Source organism: Nocardioides terrigena (genome assembly GCF_003047265.1).
Lineage (GTDB): Bacteria > Actinomycetota > Actinomycetes > Propionibacteriales > Nocardioidaceae > Nocardioides > Nocardioides terrigena.
Window position 1 is genome coordinate 131,100 of the sequence record NZ_PZYY01000009.1, and the last position, 17,575, is coordinate 148,674.

The 17,575-nt window shown below is 73.1% G+C and carries 14 protein-coding genes; 4 read left to right on the plus strand and 10 right to left on the minus strand.

Annotated features, from left to right (window positions below; all coding sequences use genetic code 11):
* Positions 1-29 precede the first annotated feature (29 nt).
* Positions 30-956: an alpha/beta fold hydrolase gene (locus DAE25_RS18910; protein WP_107767678.1), complete on the plus strand. Its 927-nt coding sequence runs from the start codon at positions 30-32 to the stop codon at positions 954-956.
* The gene (locus DAE25_RS18915; RefSeq protein WP_107767679.1) at positions 956-2,092 is read left to right on the plus strand and encodes a PQQ-dependent sugar dehydrogenase; all 1,137 of its coding nucleotides are present in this window, start codon (positions 956-958) and stop codon (positions 2,090-2,092) included. The genes DAE25_RS18910 and DAE25_RS18915 overlap by 1 nt, the downstream gene beginning before the upstream one ends.
* Here the strand turns inward: DAE25_RS18915 and DAE25_RS18920 are convergent.
* The 10 genes from DAE25_RS18920 to ligA form a co-directional block, all read right to left on the minus strand.
* Positions 2,076-2,963, minus strand: coding sequence for an ECF transporter S component (locus tag DAE25_RS18920; protein WP_107767680.1), 888 nt, complete (start codon positions 2,961-2,963; stop codon positions 2,076-2,078). The genes DAE25_RS18915 and DAE25_RS18920 overlap by 17 nt on opposite strands.
* The gene (locus DAE25_RS18925) at positions 2,960-4,555 is read right to left on the minus strand and encodes an ABC transporter ATP-binding protein (RefSeq protein WP_107767681.1); all 1,596 of its coding nucleotides are present in this window, start codon (positions 4,553-4,555) and stop codon (positions 2,960-2,962) included. The genes DAE25_RS18920 and DAE25_RS18925 overlap by 4 nt, the downstream gene beginning before the upstream one ends.
* Complete coding sequence (locus tag DAE25_RS18930; protein ID WP_107767682.1) at positions 4,552-5,649, minus strand: energy-coupling factor transporter transmembrane component T; 1,098 nt, start codon at positions 5,647-5,649, stop codon at positions 4,552-4,554. Before DAE25_RS18930 ends, DAE25_RS18925 begins: the two co-directional genes overlap by 4 nt.
* Positions 5,646-6,599, minus strand: coding sequence for a hypothetical protein (locus DAE25_RS18935; protein ID WP_107767683.1), 954 nt, complete (start codon positions 6,597-6,599; stop codon positions 5,646-5,648). Before DAE25_RS18935 ends, DAE25_RS18930 begins: the two co-directional genes overlap by 4 nt.
* Before the next feature lie 11 nt (positions 6,600-6,610).
* Entirely contained in the window at positions 6,611-7,966 is a 1,356-nt protein-coding gene (locus tag DAE25_RS18940) for a prenyltransferase/squalene oxidase repeat-containing protein (protein WP_107767684.1), read from the minus strand.
* 232 nt (positions 7,967-8,198) lie between these two features.
* Positions 8,199-9,716: an Asp-tRNA(Asn)/Glu-tRNA(Gln) amidotransferase subunit GatB gene (gene gatB, locus DAE25_RS18945; RefSeq protein ID WP_107767685.1), complete on the minus strand. Its 1,518-nt coding sequence runs from the start codon at positions 9,714-9,716 to the stop codon at positions 8,199-8,201.
* A complete protein-coding gene (gatA, locus tag DAE25_RS18950) occupies positions 9,713-11,221 on the minus strand; it encodes an Asp-tRNA(Asn)/Glu-tRNA(Gln) amidotransferase subunit GatA (protein WP_234411147.1) in 1,509 nt (502 codons plus the stop codon). Before gatA ends, gatB begins: the two co-directional genes overlap by 4 nt.
* A gap of 29 nt (positions 11,222-11,250) precedes the next feature.
* A complete protein-coding gene (gene gatC / locus DAE25_RS18955; RefSeq protein ID WP_056885707.1) occupies positions 11,251-11,550 on the minus strand; it encodes an Asp-tRNA(Asn)/Glu-tRNA(Gln) amidotransferase subunit GatC in 300 nt (99 codons plus the stop codon).
* A 96-nt stretch (positions 11,551-11,646) separates the two neighbouring features.
* Positions 11,647-12,894, minus strand: a complete 1,248-nt coding sequence (locus DAE25_RS18960) for a calcium-binding protein (RefSeq protein WP_107767687.1) — start codon at positions 12,892-12,894, stop codon at positions 11,647-11,649.
* 71 nt (positions 12,895-12,965) lie between these two features.
* Positions 12,966-15,119: an NAD-dependent DNA ligase LigA gene (gene ligA, locus DAE25_RS18965; protein ID WP_107767688.1), complete on the minus strand. Its 2,154-nt coding sequence runs from the start codon at positions 15,117-15,119 to the stop codon at positions 12,966-12,968.
* 126 nt (positions 15,120-15,245) lie between these two features.
* Here ligA and DAE25_RS18970 point away from each other — a divergent pair, with 126 nt between their 5' ends.
* The gene (locus DAE25_RS18970) at positions 15,246-15,836 is read left to right on the plus strand and encodes a TetR/AcrR family transcriptional regulator (protein ID WP_107767689.1); all 591 of its coding nucleotides are present in this window, start codon (positions 15,246-15,248) and stop codon (positions 15,834-15,836) included.
* 26 nt (positions 15,837-15,862) lie between these two features.
* Complete coding sequence (locus DAE25_RS18975; protein ID WP_107767690.1) at positions 15,863-17,488, plus strand: MFS transporter; 1,626 nt, start codon at positions 15,863-15,865, stop codon at positions 17,486-17,488.
* The last annotated feature ends 87 nt before the right edge of the window (positions 17,489-17,575 follow it).

Below are 17,575 nucleotides of genomic sequence, written 5' to 3' on the forward strand. Positions count from 1 at the left end.
GTCATCGTCGGGCAGGCACAATCGGGCCCATGGCCACCCAGAGCACGCCCGGCACCACCGAGGTGACGGCAGCCCTCGAGATCGGCTACGTCGACGTCCGCTCCGACGACGGCACCCGGCTCCGCGCCTGGACCAACGATCCCGACGGCACGATCGAGGGCCCGACGGTCCTGCTGTGCAACGGCCTCGGGACGGGGCCCTGGGCGTGGCCGGCACTCTTCGAGCCCGACTGCGGTGTGCGGGTGATCTCGTGGCACCACCGCGGTGTCGGGGGTTCCGCGCGCCCGACCGACCCCGCCCGGGTCGGCGTCACCGAGTTCGTGGAGGACGGGCTCTCGGTGATGGACCACTTCGGGGTCGAGCGGACCGTCCTCATGGGGTGGTCGATGGGCGTCAACACCGCCTTCGAGCTGGCGGTCCACCACCCGGAGCGGGTGAGCGGGATCCTCGCGGTCGCCGGCGTCCCGGGCGACACCTTCGCCACGATGCTCGGACCGCTGCGCGTGCCACGCCTGGTCGCCCACCTCGCCGCGGTCAACGCCTCGCGGGTGCTCAAGCACACCGGCCGGCTGCTGTCGCCGGTGGTCAACCGGGTGCCGGTCACGCCGCTCACGATGGGGGCACTGACCCACTCCGGCTTCATGCTCCCCGTGCCGGACACCGCGCTGGCCGCCCGCGCGGTCCGGGAGTTCCTCGCCACGCCGGTCGACTGGTACTTCCACCTCGCCCTCGGCACCAGCAAGCACGCCCGGGTCTCGCTGAGCAACGTGCACGTCCCCGCGACCTTCGTCGCCGCGTCGTACGACGTCCTGGCCGGGGCCCGCGACATGCGCACCGCCGCGGCCCGGATGGCCGAGGCGGAGTACGTCGAGCTGCGGGCGAGCCACTTCGTGCAGATGGAGCAGCCCGACGCGGTGCACCGGCTGCTCCTCGAGCTGCTGGAGCGGGTCTCCTGATGCGGGTGCGGCTCGTGCTGGCCGGCCTGCTCGGTGCCGCCGCCCTGGCGGGGTGCGCCGACGGCGACACCGAGCCCGCGATCCCGAGCGCCACGCAGCCCACCGACGCGACGCCCGACGCCCCGGCGAGCACGCCGACAGACCCGACGTCGAGCCCCGCCGGTGACGGGACCCCGCGGGTCGCCGGCACCGTGGCGTCCGGGCTGGCGGTGCCGTGGGGGGTGGCCTTCCTCGAGGACGGGACAGCTCTGGTGACCGAGCGCGACAGTCGCCGCGTGCTCTCCGTGGGCCCCGACGGCGCGGTGGACGAGGTGGGCGAGGTGACCGAGGCCGTCCCGGAGGGCGAGGGCGGCCTGCTCGGCGTGGCCGTGGACCCGGCCGGCGACGGGCGCGACGTCTACCTCTACGCCACCACCGCCGAGGACAACCGGGTGCTGCGGGCCGAGCTCGTCGACGGCCGGCTGGGCGAGGCCGAGGTCGTCCTCGACGGCATCCCGAAGGGCTTTATCCACGACGGCGGCCGGCTCGCCTTCGGTCCCGACGGCCACCTCTACGTCTCCACCGGCGAGACCGGCGAGACCGAGCTCGCCCAAGACCCCGACTCGCTGGCCGGCAAGATCCTGCGGATCACCACCGACGGCGAGCCCGCCCCCGGCAACCCGGACCCCGGCTCCCCCGTCTGGTCGCTGGGCCACCGCAACGTGCAGGGGCTCGCCTTCGACGACGAGGGCCGGCTGTGGGCCTCGGAGTTCGGCGACTCGACGTACGACGAGATCAACCTCATCGAGCCGGGCGCCAACTACGGCTGGCCGGTCGTGGAGGGACCCGGTGGCGGCGACGACTACGTCGACCCGCTGGTCACCTGGCCGACGTCGGCCGCCTCACCGTCGGGGATGGCCTACGCCGACGGGCACCTGTGGGTGGGCGCACTGCGCGGGGAGAGGCTGTGGCGGGTGCCGGTGCGCGGTGACCGGCTCGGCGAGCCGACGGCGTTCCTCGAGGGCGACTACGGCCGGGTCCGCACGGTGGCCACGACGCCCGACGGGGACCTGTGGGTCACCACGTCCAACCGCGACGGCCGGGGCACGCCCGCCGGCGAGGACGACCGGATCCTGCGGGTCATCCCGTCCGCATGACCACCGAGCGCCGCGACGCACGGCGCAGCGTGGTCAGGATGGCCGGGCCGAGCACGACCAGCGCGATCGACGTGGTGATCGCGCGACCGGTGTCCCAGCTGGCCGTCGAGGTGAGCAGGGTGTAGACGGCGAACCGCTGGAGGTTCTCCTCCAGCGGCGCCCCCGCGACGTACGACAGCGTCCCCTCGTGCCCGGGCACCACGATGCCGAGGGTGAAGGGCCAGCTGGAGAGGTTCATCAGGATGCCGAAGGCGTACGACGCGACGATGCCGTAGACGACCAGCACGGCGATCTCGGCGCGTCCGGTCAACCGTCGCGGCAGCAGGCCCGCCCCCATGCCGATCCACGCGGAGAGCATCATCTGGAACGGCAGCCACGGACCCACCCCCGCCGTCATCAGCGCGCTCGCGAACAACGACGTGCAGCCCAGCACGAAGCCGAACCCGGGTCCGAAGACCCGCCCGGCCAGGATCAGCAGGAAGAAGACGAGCTCGATGCCCGCGGTGCCGGCGCCGAGGCCCCGCAGCACGGCGTTGACCGCACTGAGGACACCCAGGATGGCCAGCACCCGGGCATCCATCCCGCCCTCGCTGAACTCCACCAGCACGACGACGATCACCAGCGGGAGCAGCGCCAGGAACAGGAACGGCGGGTCGACCCGGCCGCTCTCCGGCGCCCGCAGCAGCAGCGGCCAGCACAGCATCATCAGCCCGGCCGCCGAGGCCGCCGCCAGGACCAGTGCCGAGCGCAACCGGACCGGCACCGCCGGTGGGCGTGGTCGCGTCGGCGGGCGGGCGGAGCCCGTCGTCGGTCGGGCGGAGGGCTGCACCGAGGAGGCGCTCCGGCGCCGTCTCGATGTGTCGAGGCTCATCGCGCCGCCTCCATCGCCGCCACGACCTCGTCGACGCGCAGCCAGGGCGGGCCGAGGATCTTGGTGACCTGCGGGGCGTACGACGGGGACGCGGCGACGACCTGCCGGGTGCGGCCGGTGGACACGACCTCCCCCTCGGCGAGCACGACGACGTCGTCGGCCACGGAGGCGACGAACTCCACGTCGTGGGTCGCGATGAGCACCGCGTGCCCGTCGTCGGCGAGGTCCCGCACGATCGCGGCCAGCTGGCGCTTGGCGGCGTAGTCGAGGCCACGGGTCGGCTCGTCGAGCAGCAGCACCCGTGGGCTGGTGGTGAGCACGATCGCCAGGACCAGGGCGAGGCGCTGGCCCTCGGAGAGGTCGCGCGGGTGGTGGTCGGGGTCGATGCCCGGGGCCAGCCGCTCCAGCAGGGCCCGGCACGTGCCGGGGCCACCCCCGGCCGCGGCGTCGGCGGCCGCGCACTCCTCGTCCACCGTCTCGAGGTAGAGCAGGTCCGCGGCCGTCTGCGGGACCAGCCCGACAAGGGCCCGGCGTCGGGCGGCGTCGAGTCGCGCGGGGTCGGAGCCGTCGACCGCGACGGAGCCGGAGCGGCGGTCGCGGGAGCCCTGGAGGGTCCAGATCAGGGTCGACTTGCCGGACCCGTTGCGCCCCATCAGGGCGGTCACGTGGCCGGAGCGCAGCGCGACGTCGACGTCGCGGACGGCCACGTGCTGGCCGTGGGTGACGGTGAGGCCGTGGGCGTCCAGGAGGATCTCCCCGCCCGTCGCGGGCAGCTCCGGGGGCGCGGCGAGGTCGTGCAGGCCGCGGGCACGTCGCCGGGCCTCGCGCACGCTGAGCGGGAGCGGCGACCAGCCCGCCGCGCGACCCAGCTCGATGATGGGCGGCACCACCGGGGACGTGGCCAGCACGGTGGCCGGCTCGTCGACCCGCAGGCCCCCGTCACCGGTGAGCAGGGCGATCCGGTCGGCGAAGGGCACCACCCGCTCGAGCCGGTGCTCGGCGAGGAGCACGGTGAGCCCGAGGTCGTGCACGAGGCGGGTCAGGGTCGCGAGCACGTCCTCGGCCGCCGTCGGGTCCAGGGCCGAGGTCGGCTCGTCCAGCACGAGCAGGCGCGGGTGGGTGGTGAGCACCGCGCCGATGGCGACCCGCTGCTGCTCGCCGCCGGACAGGCTCCGCAGGTCGCGGGACCGGAGACCGGCGATCCCGAGCAGGTCCAGGGTCTCCTCCACTCGGCGTCGCATGGTGTCCGGCGCGGTGCCGAGCTGCTCCATCCCGTAGGCGAGCTCCTCCTCGACGGTGTCGGTGACGAAGCCGGCGACCGGGTCCTGGCCGACGTACCCGATCACGTGCGCGCGCTCGCGGGGCGGCAGGTCGATGATGCTCGCGCCGTCCAGCAGCACGTCACCGGTGAGCGTGCCCCCGCTGAAGCGGGGCACCAGCCCGGTGAGCACGCCGAGCAGGGTGGACTTGCCGACGCCGGTGCGCCCGGAGACGAGCACCAGCTCGCCCTCCTCGAGGGTCAGGTCGATCCCGTCCAGGACGGGGGTCGGGGCGTCGTCGTACGCGAAGTGGATGTCCCGCAGCTCGATCATGCGCCCACCACCAGCGCCGGGGCGAGCGCGTGCCGGGGCCGGGGCGCCACCACGGCGGGCGAGAGGCCGATGAGGACGGCGGCCAGTGCCTCCACGCTGAGGTAGGGCATCGACTCGACGCCGGGGTGCGCCACCAGCACGTCGTTCCCCGCGATCCACCAGACCACGGCGCCGACGGCCAGGCCGGACAGCGCGACGAGGCTCTCCTCGAGCCGCCACGGGTCGGGACGGTAGCGGGACCGCTGCACCCGGCGCCCGGAGGTGACCATCCCGACGACGGCCACCACGACGCCGACGAGCAGCATCGGCGTGGCCAGCCAGCGCGGGGCCGTCGAGTCGAGGACCGCGTAGGTGCCCACCCCGATGCCGCACAGCGCGCCCAGGAGCAGCGCGCCGGTGAGCCGGCGCTCGGCCGGGGTGGCGGTGCCGGCCCGGCCGTAGCCGCGGGTGTCCATGCCGGCGGCCAGCGCGAGGGAGCGCTCCAGGGCGTCCTCCAGGACGGGGACCAGGAAGCGACGCAACCGGCCCACGCGCCCGTCGGCTCCCCCGCGCAGCGCCTGGGCGGCGCGCACCCGGCGGGCACTGTCGGCCAGCTGCGGGAAGACGGTGACGGCCACGACCAGGGCCGTGCCGATCTCGTAGAGCGCAGGCGGGACCGACGTCAGCAGCCGCTTGGGGTTGGCCAGCGAGTTGGCCGCACCGATGCAGATGACGATGGTGGCCAGCCGCAGGCCGTCGTACAGGCCGGCGAGCAGGCTCTCGACGGTGAGCGGTCCGAGCAGGCGGACGCCGGCGACCCACTCGGGCAGCGGCACGGTCGGCAGGTCGAGCAGCACGTGGCCACCGTCCACCCCGCCGAAGACGATCCGGAAGACCACCCGGATGAGCACGATCGCGACGCCGAGCCAGACGTAGAGCCGGAACGAGCGCGCCCACGGGTGGTCCGAGCGCCGCGCCTGCACCACGACGGCGGCCACGGCCACGAGGAGCAGGAGGAGGAACGGGTTGGTGGTGAGGGTCGCGGCGGTGGCGAGCCCGATGGCCCACACCCACCAGGCGACCGGGTGCAGGTCCCGGGCGAGCCGGGTCCTCACGGCCGGTCGCCGCGGCGACGTCGCGCGGCCACGGTCATCGCGCCGAGGGCGGCCACGAGCGCGACCAGCACGGCCAGGGTGACCCAGGTGGGCACACGGGCCGAGTCGGACGCAGCCTCCGCGCTGCTCCCGGCGGTGGTCGCGTCGGCGGTCCCGGCGCTCGGGGACGGAGCGGAGGAGGCGTCGGCCGGGCTGCTGGTGTCCTCCGACGGCGTCGGCGTGCCCTGCGGCTTCGGCCGCGGGCTGCGGCTCGGGGAGCCCGAGGGGCTCGGCGTGGCGGACCCGCTCGCCGACCCGGTCGGCGAGCTGCTCGGCGAGCTGCTCGGCGAGGCGGGGGCGGACAGGCTGCTCGACGGGGTGCCCGAGGGCGACGCGGGGGCGGACGAGGTCGGCGGGGTGGTCGGGGTCTTCGTGGGCGACTTCGTGGGCGTCGGGGTCTTCGTGGGCGCCTTGGTGGGGTTCGGCGAGGGCGCCGCGTGCACGGGTGCGGCGATGCCGGGCGTACGACGGGTGCCGCCCTGCTGCCACGCGAGGGCGACCGCCCCACCCTCGGGCACCTGGAGGCCGGTGACCCCGATGGAGGAGTAGCTCCACGTGCCGCTCTCACCGTCGGTCCACCACAGGCCCCAGTAGGCGTCGGCGGGCGGGGTGTTGACGCAGGGGTCGCTGGCGGGCGCGCCGTTGACGCGGCACACGAAGCCGGGCTGGCGCTGGACGTAGCTGATCGCGACGCCGACGTCGGCGTACCGGGCGGACGCCGCCTGCCCGGAGCCGCTGTCGCACGCCGCCGTGAGGGCACCCCCCAGCGCACCGGGGTCGACGACCACGGTGACGCCGGAGCCCGACGTGCAGGATGCGGCCGAGGCCGGCGTCGTCGGGCCGAGCACGACCGCCGCCGCGGCCACCAGGGTGGCCGCGGCGACGAGGCGTGCGAGGGGTGCTCTCGTCACGGGTGGAACCTTCAGTTGCGCACCGAGATGCGGGTCTTGGCGGCGTCGTCGGCCGTCTTGACCTTCACGATGCGCGTCTTGTTGCCGGTGGGCATGGTGAGCTTGCGGGTGACCGGCTTGGCGGAGGCCTTGCCGACGATCCGCTTGGGGTCGCCCTTGATCGAGACGCAGGCGCGCTCGCCCGGGGCGAGGCCCCAGACCTTGACGCGGACCTTGTCGCCGGACTCGGCGGACGAGCGCACCAGGGTGACGCTCAGGTCGGTGCGTGCGGCCGGCGCCCACTGCAGGACGGCCATCGCCTGGGCGGTGGCACGACGCCACTGGCCGCGCACGTCGCCGTCGGTGAGACCGCTGTTGCGGGCGGCCTTGACGGCCTTGGCCTCGTAGGCGATCGCGCCGGTGTCCTTGGTGAGGGCGCTGCGGCAGCGGTTCTTGTCGACGGGCTGCTGCTTGCGCACCCAGGTCGCGGCCTTGGTGGCGGACGTCCGGTCCTTGACCAGGCCGAGGGCCCAGCCGGCGAGGCCGGTGCTGTTGGTGTTGCCGGCGAAGGAGCCGTTCTTCTTCTGCTGGGTCACCAGCCAGTCGGTCGCGTTGTCGACGGCCGCGTTGACGCCGGGGCCCTTGGCGTCACCCTCGAGCAGGTTGACGACGGCGAGCGCGGTGGCGTCGACGCTGGGCTCGGAGCCGGTCTGGCCCTCCGCGCAGCCCTGCGCCGCGGCGGCCTTGTCCTTGGTGAAGTCCTGGCGGAAGAACCCGGACCTGCACTGCTGGGCGAGCAGGAAGGCGACGGCGTCGGAGGCGCGCTGCGACTTCGCCTCGGTGAGGGCGCGGACGGCGTACGACTGGCCGAGGGTGTTGGCGTAGTCGCCGAAGGTCGACTTGTCCTCGATGCGACCCACGATCGGGGCGGTCGAGCTCACGCGCTCCTCGAGCCGGGTGACCAGGTTGACCCCGCCGTACGACGTGGCGTTGGCACCGGCGACCCGGGCGAAGGTCGCGGCCTTGGCGACCGAGCCGGCGTAGGTGCTGCCCGCGTCGCCGAAGGCATCGCCGGAGATGTAGTCGTTGATGACCGGCTGGAAGGCCCGGTTGATGGTGGCCACGCCGGACTTGTCACCGGCCTGGTCGAGGGCGAAGCCGGTGTCGAGGGTGAGGCCGTAGTCCGTGAAGCCACCGGCGTCGACGAGCCCGTCAGTGAGCTCCCCCTTGAGCCAGGAGCCGGCCACGGTGATCGCACCGTCGTCGGTCTTGCCCGTGGTGGGCGGGGCGGCCGTGGCCGACGGGGCGACGACGGTGAGCGCCAGGGTGGACGCGGCCACCAGCCCGGCGGCACGCCGCCAGGTGTGGGAGCGCAGTGCGTGAGACATGCTTTCCTTCCCGCTGTTGTGGCGGGAGGCGGCCCTGCGAGGGGACGACACCCGCTGTTTCCTCGCAGCGTGGTTGTCAGGTTGCCTGCAGCGGGCGGTCCGGCTCGCGCCCCGAGGTGATCGGGACGCCTACGGTTGCGGGTCAGCGCCGGAGTTGGACCGGCTTCCCCGCTGCAGTCGAATGATGGTTTCCGAGGCGCACACTACAGCCAGCGGGCGCCCTCGGAATCCCCTAGGTGAGCTTCTCGAGAATGAGCTCTCGCACACGGCCGGCGTCGGCCTGTCCGCGCATCTCCTTCATCACCGAGCCGATGAGCGCCCCGGCGGCCGCGACCTTGCCGTCGCGGATCTTGTCGGCGACGTCCGGGTTGTCGGCGATCGCCTTGTCGACGGCCGCTCCCAGCGCTCCGTCGTCGGAGACGATGGCCAGCCCGCGGGCCTCGACGATCTGCTCGGGGGTGCCCTCGCCGGCGTACAGGCCCTCGAAGACCTGGCGGGCCAGCTTGTCGTTGATGCTGCCCGCGTCGATGAGCTGCTGGACGGCGGCGACGTCGGTCGGGGTGACCCCGAGCGCGGCGATGTCGGTCCCGGTGTCGTTGGCGCGACGGGCCAGCTCGGAGAGCCACCACTTGCGAGCCGCCTGGGGGGTGGCCCCGGCGGCGATCGTCTCCTCGACCAGCCCGAAGGCGCCGGCACCGAGGGTGTCGCGCATCTCGAGGTCGGAGAAGCCCCACTCGCCCTGGAGGCGGGCCCGCTTCTGCGTCGGGTTCTCCGGGAGGGTGCCGCGCAGCTCGTCGACCCACTCCCGGCTCGGAGCCACCGGCACCAGGTCGGGCTCGGGGAAGTAGCGGTAGTCGTCCGCGTCGGACTTGACGCGGCCGCTGGTGGTCACGCCGGTGTCCTCGTGCCAGTGCCGGGTCTCCTGGAGGATCGACCCGCCCCCGCTGAGGATGGCGGCGTGGCGCTGCATCTCGTAGCGCACGGCCCGCTCGACGGAGCGGAACGAGTTGACGTTCTTGGTCTCGGTGCGGGTGCCGAGGGTGCCGGTGCCCTTGGGCGCCAGCGACAGGTTGACGTCGGCGCGCAGGTTGCCCTGGTCCATCCGCGCCTCGGAGACGCCGAGGGCGAGGATGAGCTCGCGCAGCTGGGCGACGTACGCCTTGGCGACCTCGGGGGCCCGCTCCCCCGCGCCCATGATGGGGCGGGTGACGATCTCGATGAGCGGGATGCCGGCCCGGTTGTAGTCGACCAGCGAGTAGTCGGCGCCGTGGATCCGGCCGGTGCTGCCGCCGACGTGCAGCGACTTGCCGGTGTCCTCCTCCATGTGCGCGCGCTCGATCTCCACGCGGAAGGTCTCCCCGTCGACCTCGACGTCCATCCAGCCGTCGAAGGCGATGGGCTCGTCGTACTGCGAGGTCTGGAAGTTCTTCGGCATGTCCGGGTAGAAGTAGTTCTTCCGCGCGAAGCGGCACCACTCGGCGATGTCGCAGTTGAGCGCGAGGCCGATCCGGATCGCGGACTCCACGGCCTTGCCGTTGACGACCGGCATGGCGCCGGGCAGGCCCAGGCAGGTCGGGCAGGTACCGGAGTTGGGGTCGCCACCGAAGACGGCCGGGCAGCCGCAGAACATCTTGGACGCGGTGTTGAGCTCGACGTGGACCTCGAGGCCCAGCGCCGGGTCGAAGGCCGCCAGCACGTCGTCGTACGGCATCAGCGTCACTTCGGCAGGCTCAGTACGTCGCTCGGTCATGCGTGCGTCCCTTCGGTGACGTCGGCGCTCTCCAGGGCGGGCGCCCGGTCCAGCAGGCTGCCGCCCCAGCGGGCGGCCAGGAGGGACTCCAGCGCCGCCCCGACGCGGTAGACCCGCTCGTCGGCGAGCGCGGGGGCGAGGATCTGGAAGCCCGCGGGCAGGCCGTCCTCGTCGGCGAGGCCGCTGGGCACCGAGATGCCGGGGACGCCGGAGAGGTTGGCGGGGATGGTCGCGAGGTCGTTGAGGTACATCGCGATCGGGTCGTCGAGCTTCTCCCCCAGCTTGAACGCCGTGGTGGGCGCGGTCGGCGACACGAGGACGTCGACCTGCTCGAACGCGGCCTCGAAGTCCCGGCTGATCAGCGTGCGGACCTTCTGGGCCTGGCCGTAGTAGGCGTCGTAGTAACCGCTGGAGAGGGCGTAGGTGCCCAGGATGATGCGGCGCTTGACCTCGTCGCCGAAACCGGCGTCGCGGGAGGCGCGCATGACCTCCTCGGCGCTCGGGTTGTCGACGCCCTCGGGCAGCACCCGGAGGCCGTAGCGCATCGCGTCGAACTTGGCGAGGTTGCTGGACGCCTCCGCCGGCAGGATCAGGTAGTAGGCCGCCATCGCGTGGACGAACGACGGGCAGGAGACCTCCACGACCTCGGCACCCGCCTCGACGAGCAGCTCCACGGACTCGGTGAAGCGGGTCATCACGCCCGGCTGCCAGCCGTCGCCGGCCAGCTCGGTGATGACGCCGACCTTCACGCCGGTCATGTCCCCGGTGGCGCCCCGGCGGGCGGCCTCGGTGAACGACGGCCACTCCTGGTCGATGGAGGTGGAGTCGCGCGGGTCGTGGCCGCCGATGACGTCGTGCAGCATCGCGGCGTCCAGCACGGTGCGGGTGACCGGGCCGGCCTGGTCGAGGCTGTTGGCCAGCGCGACGAGGCCGTAGCGGGAGACACCGCCGTACGTCGGCTTGACGCCGACCGTGCCGGTGACGGCACCGGGCTGGCGGATCGAGCCGCCGGTGTCGGTGCCGATGGCGAGCGGGGCCTCGAAGGCCGCGACCGCGGCCGCCGAGCCGCCGCCGGAGCCGCCGGGGATCCGGTCGAGGTCCCACGGGTTGCGCGTCGGACCGTACGCCGAGTGCTCGGTGGAGGAGCCCATCGCGAACTCGTCCATGTTGGTCTTGCCCAGGATCGGGAGGCCGGCGGCCTTGAGGCGCGCGACGACGGTGGCGTCGTACGGCGGGACCCAGCCCTCGAGGATCCGCGAGCCGCAGGTGGTCGGCAGGCCGGTGGTGGTCAGCACGTCCTTGACGGCGATCGGCACGCCGTCGAGCGGGCTGAGCAGCTCGCCCCGGGCGCGGCGGGAGTCGGACTCGGCGGCCTGGGCCAGCGCGCCCTCGGCGTCGACGTGCAGGAAGGCGTGCACGTCGGTGTCGACGGCGGCGATCCGGTCGAGGTGCAGCCGGGTGAGCTCCACGCTGGTGGTCTCGCCCGCGGCCAGGGCATCGGCCATCGCCGCGGCGGTCTGCCTGATGTCGGTGCTCACTGCTCGTCCCCCAGGATCCGCGGCACGCTGAAGCGCTGCTGCTCGCTGGCGGGGGCACCGGACAGCGCCTCCTCGGCGGTCAGGCCGGGCACCACCACGTCCTCGCGGAAGACGTTGGTGAGCGGCAGGGCGTGCGACGTCGGGGGGACGTCGTCGCCGGCCACGCCGTTGATGGACGCGACGGACTCGAGGATCACGCTCAGCTGGGGGGCGAGGTGGTCGAGCTCGGCGTCGTCGAGGTCGATGCGGGCGAGGGTGGCCAGGTGGGCCACCTCCTCGCGGGAGATCTCGGGCATGGCGGCAATCCTAGGTGCGACCGGCGCGTACGCCGCACGCGGCATCTCCCGGCGCCCGGGATGCCGGGAGATGCCGCGTGGTCTGCGGGAGCGAGCTCAGCAGCTCTGGCGCCGCTCGATCAGCTTGCAGCGGTCCTTGCCGCTCTTGCCGAAGCCGATGTCGAAGCCGGCGCCGCCGATCAGGGTGTCCTTCAGGTTGGAGCCGGTGATGACGTCGGCCCCGCCGCGGGCCTTGATGATCGCCCCGAAGTCGGGGTGGGCGTCGATGACCTCGCCCTTCATCGTCCCCTTGTAGATCGTCCTGGCGTTGGCGGGGAGCGAGACCTCGGTGAAGCTCTGGAACTTGCCGCTCACCGCGACCGGCTGGAGCTGGGTGACCTTGGTGAGGCCCTTGCGCTGGTCGATGCGCACCGTCGGGAAGGCGGCCGGGTTGGCGTAGGCCACCATCCGCAGCTTGTCCTGACCGCTGTTGCCCACGACCGTGAAGCCGGACTCCCCGGGCACCGGAACGGTCACGGTGTCGCCACCCGAGCCGCCCTTGATCGCCAACCGGTTGAGCGACGTCGACGAGATGGCGTCGACGCCGGGACCACCCAGCAGGGTGTCGTAGCCGGCGACGCTGACGATCCGGTCCCCGCCGGAGCCGCCGTCCACGAGGTCGGCCCCGGCGCTGCCGTCGCCGTCGGGGAGGATCCGGTCGGCGTCGTCGTGGCCGTAGATCTGGTCGTCACCGCCGCGGCCGATGAGCACGTCCTCCTGGTAGGTCCCCCGGATGACGTCGTTGAACGCGGTCCCCACGAAGCGCAGCCCGGAGCCGGCCGCCACGGCGATGGTGTCGGCGCCGTGCGCCCCGACCGTCGCCGGGGTGGTGCGCAGGTCGACGACCGCGGCGGCCGGCGCGTCGGCGTACGTCACGGTGTCGGGCATGGCGAGGACACCGGGCGAGACGGGCCGGGCGTCGTAGCCGGGGTCGACGGTGTCGTTGCCGGCGCCCGGGTCGATGACGTCACCCTCCTTGTGCACCAGGCCGAACCGGTCGGTCCAGTAGCGGTCCGTGCCGCCGAAGATCGCGTCGTCGTCGGCGCCGCCGAAGATCCGGTCGGTCCCCTCGCCGCCGCAGATGACGTCGTTGCCGCCAAGGCCGCGGATGGTGTCGTTGCCGTCACCGGCCGCGATCACGTCGCGACGGTCGGTCCCCTCGATCGTGTCGGCCCTGGCGTTGCCGACGATGGTGGCCCGGAGACCCCCGCACGAGGCGGCCGCGGCATCAGCGGCGGTCGTCGTGACGAGAAGGCCCGGGACGAGCAGGCCGAGCGTGAGTGCAGCGGACGGGACGAGACGCATGTGGACCCCCAGGAGATAGTCGTCCCTCCCTCATGTCCGGCCCGGAGGCCCGCCAAACGTCGTCCCGGCCTTTAGACCTCGTCGGGCTCCTCCTCGGCGACCGGCTCGGGTCCGTGCGCGAGCAGGCGCTCGAAGCCCGCCTCGTCGAGGATCGTGAGGCCGAGCTGCTCTGCCTTGTCGGCCTTGGAGCCGGCGTTGTCGCCGACCACGACGTAGTCGGTCTTCTTGGAGACCGACCCGGACGCCTTGCCGCCGCGCACGATGATCGCCTCCTTGACGGAGTCGCGCGTGTAGGCCTCGAGCGAGCCGGTCACCACGACGGTGACCCCCTCCAGGGTGCGCGGCACGGACTCGTCGCGCTCGTCGGCCATCGTCACGCCGGCGGCCTCCCAGGCGTCGACGATCGCGTTGTGCCAGCCCGCGTTGTCGCCGACCTCGTCGGTCTCGGCGTCCCCCGCGCTGCTGCCGTGGAACCACTCGCGGACGGACGCGGCGATCGTGGGCCCCACGCCGTCGGTGTTGGCGAGGGTCTCCTCGTCGGCCTCCCGGACCGCGGCCATCGAGCCGAACCGGGTGGCGAGGGCGCGAGCCGCGGTCGGCCCGACGTGCCGGATCGACAGCGCGACCAGCACCCGCCACAGCGGGACCCCGGCCTTGCGCTCGTGGAGGTTGGCGAGCAGCCGGGCGCCGTTGGCGCTGAGCTGCGGCCCCTCCTCTCCCTTCTTGGGCGCCCGGGTGAAGAGCGGGGCGGTCAGCAGGACCGCCTCGTCGAGGTCGAAGAGGTCACCCTCGTTGGCGATCGCGCCGGCGTCGAGCAGCGCCGCCGCGGCCTCGTAGCCGAGACCCTCGATGTCGAAGGCACCGCGCCCGGCGACGTGGAACACCCGCTCGCGCACCTGGGCGGGGCACTTCTCGTGGTTGGGGCAGCGGAGGTCCTTGTCGCCCTCCTTCTGCTGGGCCAGCGTGGTGCCGCAGGCCGGGCACTCGGTCGGCATCACCCACTCGGCGGCGTCCTCGGGCCGCAGCGCGAGCACCGGGCCGACGATCTCGGGGATCACGTCACCGGCCTTGCGCAGCACGACGGTGTCGCCGGGCCGGACGTCCTTGCGCCTGACCTCGTGGGCGTTGTGGAGCGTGGCGTTCTCCACCGTCGAGCCCGCGACCCGGGTGGGCTCCATGACGCCGTACGGCGTGACGCGGCCGGTGCGACCGACGTTGACCTCGATGGACAGGAGCTTGGCGTTGACCTCCTCGGGCGGGTACTTGTAGGCGATCGCCCAGCGCGGCGCCCGGCTCGTCGACCCGAGCCGGCGCTGCAGCTGCACGTCGTCGACCTTGACGACGACGCCGTCGATCTCGTAGCCCACGATGGTGTGGCGGTGCTCGCCGACGTGCTCGACGTAGGCGCGCACCTCCTCGATCGTCGGGACGACCCGGACCTGGTCGGAGGTCGGCAACCCCCAGGTGCGCATCGCGGCGTACGACGCGGACTGCGCGACGGGCTCGAATCCCTCGCGCGCGCCGAGGCCGTGGCAGACCATGCCGAGCGCCCGGGTGGCGGTGACCCGGGGGTCCTTCTGCCGCAGCGACCCGGCCGCGGCGTTGCGCGGGTTGGCGAAGAGCGGCTTGCCGGCGTCGGCCATCGAGGCGTTGAGCCGCTCGAAGGCCTCGGCCGGCAGGAAGACCTCGCCGCGGACCTCGACGAGCGCGGGCACGGGCAGGTCGTCGGTGCCGGTGAGGCGGTGCGGGACCGAGTCGATGGTCTTGACGTTGGGGGTGACGTCCTCGCCGGTGCGCCCGTCGCCGCGGGTGAGCGCGCGCACGAGCCGCCCCTGCTCGTAGAGGAGGTTGATGGCCAGGCCGTCGACCTTGAGCTCGCAGAGCAGGTCGGGCGACTCCACGCCGTCGCGGGCGAGCCGGGAGTACCACGCGTTGAGCTCGTCGAAGGAGAACGCGTTGTCGAGGCTCTCCATGCGCTGGAGGTGGTCGACGGCGGTGAACTCCGTCGAGACCGCCCCACCCACGGTCTGGGTCGGCGAGTCGGGGGTCCGCAGCTCGGGGTGCGCCTCCTCGAGGGCCTCGAGCTCGCGCAGCCGGACGTCGAAGTCGGCGTCGGACAGGGTCGGGTCGTCGAGGACGTAGTAGCGCCAGCGAGCGTCCTCGACCTGCTCGCTGAGCTCCTGGTGACGCTCCCGGGCGTCGGCGGGGGCGGGCTCCACGGTCATGGGCACAGTCTGCCCTCCCCCACCGACGACGCGGCGCACGACCGGGCAGGACCGCGCAGGGCGTCGTACGGCGAACTGGTCCAGACCAGCGGGAATGCCGGATGGAACGAAGGTGTTCCATCCCGCATGACCCCAGCAGAGACCACCACCCGACCCCGGGTGGAGGGCGACCGTGAGCAGGAGATCCTCGACGCCGCCCTCGAGGTGCTCGCCGAGGTCGGCTACGACCGGCTCACCATGGACGCGGTGGCGACCCGCGCCAAGGCGTCGAAGGCCACGCTCTACCGCCGGTGGACCAACAAGCTGACCCTGGTCATCGACGCCCTCGTCGCGCAGAAGGCGGCCCCCGAGCCGCCCGACACCGGCTCCCTGCGCGGCGACCTCGCGGCGGCGTACTGCGGCTTCGGCGGGCTCACCGACCGCCACACCGTCAGCCGTTTCACCAGCGTCCTCACCGCCATCAGCCGGGACCCCGAGTTCGCCGAGGCCTACCGCACCCAGGTGCTCGGGCCGAAGGTCGCGCAGTCCATGGCGATCTTCGAGCGGGCCCGGGACCGCGGCGAGCTGCGCGACGACGTCGACATCTCCCTGATCGCCCCCGCCCTGCCGGGCATCGTCCTCCACCGCTTCCTCATGCTCGGCGAGCCGCCGAGCCCCGACCTCATCGATCGCGTCATCGACCAGATCATCCTGCCCGCGGCCGTCGCCGCGAGCTGACACCAGCCCAGACCCGAAGGAACACCATGTCCGACCAGATCCAGGCCGCGGAGCCGGCGGAGGTCACCCCCGAGCAGCACAAGCGGCTCCGGTGGGCACTCATCCTCATCTCCCTGGCCCAGCTGATGGTGGTGCTCGACTCCACCATCGCCAACATCGCCCTCCCCTACATCGGCACCGACCTCGACATCGACCAGGCCAACCTCCAGTGGATCGTCACGGGCTACGCCCTGACCTTCGGCGGGTTCCTGCTGCTCGGCGGACGGCTGGCCGACCTCTACGGCCGCCGCCGGATCTTCATCATCGGCGTGCTTGTCTTCGCCCTCGCCTCGCTCCTCGGAGGAATCGCCCAGAACGAGTTCATGCTCCTCGCGGCCCGCGCCTTCCAGGGCACCGGCGCGGCGCTGGCCTCCCCCGCCGCCCTCGCGCTGATCACGACGACCTTCCCGGCCGGCAAGGAGCGCAACCGCGCCTTCGCCGTGTACGCCGCGATGGCCGGCGTCGGTGCGGCCGTCGGCCTGCTCCTCGGTGGCTGGCTGACCGGCCTCGACGACCCGCTGGGCATCGCGGGCTGGCGCTACACCTTCCTCATCGTCGTGCCGATCGGCGTGTTCGCCGCCGTGCTCGCCCCCCGCTACTTCGACGAGTCCGAGCGCCACACCGGCTGGCTCGACGTCCCCGGTGCCATCACCGGCACCGGCGGCCTGCTCGCCGTCGTCTACGGCCTCTCGCTCGCGGGCCAGGAGGCGCACGGCTTCGACGACAGCACGACCATCATCAGCCTGGCGATCGGCATCGCGCTGCTCGGCGTCTTCCTGCTGGTCGAGTCGCGCGTCGAGCACCCGCTGATGCCGTTCCGGATCTTCAAGTCCAAGAACCGCGCCGCCGCGTTCGCGGTGATGATGATCGTCCCGGCCGCGATGTTCGCGATGTTCTTCTTCCTGTCGCTCTTCATCCAGCAGGTCGTGGGCTACTCCCCGCTCAAGACCGGTGTCGCGTTCCTGCCCTTCTCGGTCGCGATGATCATCTCGGCGACGGCGGCGTCCAAGCTCATCAGCCACGTCGACCCGCGCTGGCTGTCCGGCATCGGCACGCTGCTCTCGGCGGCCGCGCTCTACGGCTTCAGCCGGATCACGGTGCCCGAGGACCCGGCCTCGATCCTGGGCTCGCTGCCTGCCTCGCTGGGCGGTCAGGGCGTCCCGATCGGGGACGGGGTCAACTACTGGACGCAGATCCTGCCGTTCATCGTGCTGATGGCCTTCGGCATGGGGCTCAACTTCGTGCCGCTGACCCTGGTCGCCGTGCACCACCTGCGGGCCCAGGACACCGGGATCGGTTCGGGCGTGCTCAACACCATGCAGCAGGTCGGTGGCGCGCTCGGTCTCGCCACCCTCAGCACCGTGTCGCTCCACTTCGCCCAGACCCGCGCCGACGAGATCGCACCGTCGATCGCGGCGGCCGCACCGGGCCTCGACGAGGCCGCGCTCGGCCAGCTGGCCAGCCTCGGCGCCTTCACCGAGGGCGCGACGATGGCCTTCGCCACCGGCGCGATCATGATGCTGGCCGCCTCGGCGATCGTGTGGATCTTCCTCGACGTCAAGCACGAGGAGCTGGCCACCGAGGACGCGCCCGAGGGCGTCCACGTCGGCTGACTGTGAGGATTCCCTTCGCAGCCTGATGGTGCTGGGCTGTGGGTTGGCGACTGCGGGTGTGACCCTTCGGCTGACTGGCTTCGTGCC

Bases quoted from the DNA above. Each gene is read 5' to 3' on its own strand.
- DAE25_RS18940 (WP_107767684.1), bottom strand. From the start codon at position 7,966: ATGTCTCACGCACTGCGCTCCCACACCTGGCGGCGTGCCGCCGGGCTG.
- DAE25_RS18970 (WP_107767689.1), top strand. From the start codon at position 15,246: ATGACCCCAGCAGAGACCACCACCCGACCCCGGGTGGAGGGCGACCGT.
- gatA (WP_234411147.1), bottom strand. From the start codon at position 11,221: ATGGCCGATGCCCTGGCCGCGGGCGAGACCACCAGCGTGGAGCTCACC.
- DAE25_RS18960 (WP_107767687.1), bottom strand. From the start codon at position 12,894: ATGCGTCTCGTCCCGTCCGCTGCACTCACGCTCGGCCTGCTCGTCCCG.
- gatB (WP_107767685.1), bottom strand. From the start codon at position 9,716: ATGACCGAGCGACGTACTGAGCCTGCCGAAGTGACGCTGATGCCGTAC.
- gatC (WP_056885707.1), bottom strand. From the start codon at position 11,550: ATGCCCGAGATCTCCCGCGAGGAGGTGGCCCACCTGGCCACCCTCGCC.
- DAE25_RS18975 (WP_107767690.1), top strand. From the start codon at position 15,863: ATGTCCGACCAGATCCAGGCCGCGGAGCCGGCGGAGGTCACCCCCGAG.
- ligA (WP_107767688.1), bottom strand. From the start codon at position 15,119: ATGACCGTGGAGCCCGCCCCCGCCGACGCCCGGGAGCGTCACCAGGAG.
- DAE25_RS18925 (WP_107767681.1), bottom strand. From the start codon at position 4,555: ATGATCGAGCTGCGGGACATCCACTTCGCGTACGACGACGCCCCGACC.
- DAE25_RS18915 (WP_107767679.1), top strand. From the start codon at position 956: ATGCGGGTGCGGCTCGTGCTGGCCGGCCTGCTCGGTGCCGCCGCCCTG.
- DAE25_RS18910 (WP_107767678.1), top strand. From the start codon at position 30: ATGGCCACCCAGAGCACGCCCGGCACCACCGAGGTGACGGCAGCCCTC.
- DAE25_RS18920 (WP_107767680.1), bottom strand. From the start codon at position 2,963: ATGAGCCTCGACACATCGAGACGGCGCCGGAGCGCCTCCTCGGTGCAG.